Source organism: Dactylosporangium sp. NPDC050588 (assembly GCF_040654975.1).
Taxonomy (GTDB): Bacteria; Actinomycetota; Actinomycetes; order Mycobacteriales; family Micromonosporaceae; genus Dactylosporangium; species Dactylosporangium maewongense.
In genome coordinates, this window is record NZ_JBFAJA010000213.1 from 1 (window position 1) to 2800 (window position 2800).

Here is a 2800-nt window from a genome sequence, read left to right on the forward strand (position 1 = left end):
GGTCCGGATGCGACGTTGTCGGCGATGCTCGCTGATCGTCAGGTCAAGCCACTGTCGCGTCGTGACGCTGATGAGGTGGTCGCGTTCCTGACGGCGTTGGGCGCGTTGCACTCGGTTGGGGTGCCGGTCGACTGGACGCCTGCACTGCCAGCCGGGGCAGGACCAGCCGACCTACCGACGTACGCCTTCCAACGGCAGCGTTACTGGCTCGACGCCGACGACGCCCCGGCATCCCGCAGCGACGACCTGCTCTACGCCGAGACCTGGCAGCCCACCCACCTGCCACCGGCCGACCTCACCGGCGCGCACTGGCTGCTGCTCACACCGGCCGAGGACGTCGACGCCGGATGGGCCGCCGCCATCCGCGACGGCGTCGAGGCCGCCGGTGGCCGATGCACGATCCTGAACGCGGCCGGCCAGGACCGCGCCACCCTGCACGACAGCCGCGCCGACCGCGTGATCTCCCTGCTGGGCCTCGACGGCACGCCCAGCCCCGACGCTCCGGCGGTACCGGCCGGGCTGGCCGCCACCCTGCACCTGCTGCAGGTCCTCGACGACGCCGGCATGGCGACGCCCCTGTGGTGCCTGACCCGCGACGCCGTCGCGGCCGGACCCGTGCACGCCCCGGCGCAGGCGGCGATGTGGGGCCTGGGCCGGACCGCGGCCCTGGAACACCCACAGCTGTGGGGCGGCCTCGTCGACGTCTCCGGGCACCCCGACGCGGAAGCGGTCGAGCGCGTCCTCGCCACCGTTGCCGCGGCGGTCGAGGACCAGGTGGCGGTGCGGCCTGGCCGCACGCTCGTGCGGCGGCTGTCCGGGGCGGCCGCCGGGCCGGCGTGGAAGGCCGAGACTTGGCGGCCGGAGGGCGACGTCTGGGTCACCGGAGGGACCGGCGGCGTCGGCACGCACCTCGCGCGCTGGCTGTCCGGGCGGGGCGCCCGACGACTGGTCCTGCTGAGCCGGCGGGGACCCGCCGCCCCCGGCGCCGCCGACCTCGTCGCCGAACTCGAGGCGCGCGGGACCACGGCGACGGTGGTGGCGTGCGACGTGGCCGACCGGGCGCAGCTCGCCGACCTCCTCGACAGGGTCGGGCCGCCGTCGGCGGTGTTCCACGCGGCCGGCGTCCTCGACGACGGCGTCCTCGCCTCGCTCACCACCGACCGCCTGGAGACGGTGCTCGCGGCGAAGGCCGACGCGGCCCGGCACCTCGACGAACTGACCCGCGACCTCAACCTGGACGCGTTCGTCCTGTTCTCCTCGGTCGCCGGCGCCGTCGGCGCGGCCGGGCAGGGCAACTACGCCGCCGCCAACGCCTACCTCGACGCGCTGGCGGCGCACCGGCACGCGGCCGGCCGGCGCGCGCTCGCCGTTGCCTGGGGCGCCTGGGCGGCGACGGGCATGGCCGACGGCCTGGACGCGGCCGGCATCCGGCCGATGGCGCCCGAGGCCGCGCTCGAAGCGCTCGGCACAGTCCTCGACCGCGGCGACGTCACGGCCCTCATCGCCGACATCGACCGGCGTGCCTTCACCGCCCGGTTCACCGCCGGCCGGCCCAGCCCGCTGCTGACCGAACTCGCCGGCGGCGACAGCGCGCCCGTCGGCGGCTCGGCCGAGGTCCCGCTCACGCAGCAGTGGGCCGTGCTGGACCCCGCCGAGCAGCAGGAGGCGCTGCTGGACCTGGTACGGACACACGCCGCCGTCGTCCTCGGCCACTCCGGACCCGACCGGATCGACCCGGACCGGCCGTTCCAGGAGCTCGGCTTCACCTCCTTGAGCGCGGTGGAGCTGCGCAACCGGCTCGCCGCGGCGCTCGGCGGGCAGCTGCCCGCCACGCTCGTCTACGACCACCCGAGCCCCGCCGCGCTCGCCACCGAACTGCGCCGGTCGAGGTTCGGCGAGCCGAAGGCCAGCTCGGTGCCCGACGAGCTCGACCGGCTGGAGCGACTCCTCGAAACCGCGGTCCTCGACGGCGCGAACCGAGCCGCGGCCGCGTCCCGGCTGCGCGTGGTGCTCAACCGGTTGACGGCCGGCGACCACGAGACCGGCACCCGGCTGCCCGAGGACACGTCCGACGACGACCAGATCTTCGACTTCATCCAGAACCAGCTGGGCATCAACTGACGCGCGAGGAGCGACCGCAGATCATGAACGGCGAGGAGAAACTCCGGTACTTCCTCAAGCGTGTGACGAACGAGCTCCAGGAGACACGCGACCGGCTCAACGAGGTCGAGGAGGCAGGCCGGGAGCCGATCGCCATCGTGGGCATGGCGTGCCGATTCCCCGGCGGTGTCAGCTCGCCGGAGGAGTTGTGGACGCTGCTCGAGGCCGGCCGGTCCGCCGTCAGCGACTTCCCGGCCGATCGGGGTTGGGACGTCGAGGCACTGTATGACCCCGAACCTGGTCTGCCCGGGCACACCTACACCCGTACCGGCGGATTCCTCGACGATGTGGCGGGCTTCGACGCGGCGTTCTTCGGGATCTCGCCGCGGGAGGCGCTCGCCATGGACCCGCAGCAACGGCTGCTGCTCGAGACGTCGTGGGAGGCGATCGAACGGGCCGGTCTCGACCCGCAGGCACTGCACGGCAGCCGGACCGGCGTCTTCGCCGGCCTGACCTACCACGACTACGCGACCGGGCTGGCCGAGGTGCCGGACGAGCTGCAAGGCCTCCTGGGCAATGGCAACGCCGGCAGCGTGGCATCGGGCCGGATCTCGTACACGTTCGGGTTCGAGGGGCCGGCGGTCACTGTGGATACGGCGTGTTCGTCGTCGTTGGTGGCGTTGCATTTGGCGGTGCAGGC

At 74.0% G+C, this 2800-nt stretch carries 2 protein-coding genes; both read left to right on the forward strand.

The genetic code is table 11. The features are described from left to right. Window positions 1-2121: beta-ketoacyl reductase (locus AB0I21_RS57315; protein ID WP_360574476.1), on the forward strand; the 2121-nt coding region annotated here is incomplete at its 5' end. Window positions 2122-2144: 23 nt separating this feature from the next. Next, a partial coding sequence (locus AB0I21_RS57320; protein WP_360574478.1) for a beta-ketoacyl synthase N-terminal-like domain-containing protein occupies window positions 2145-2800 on the forward strand: 656 nt, incomplete at its 3' end.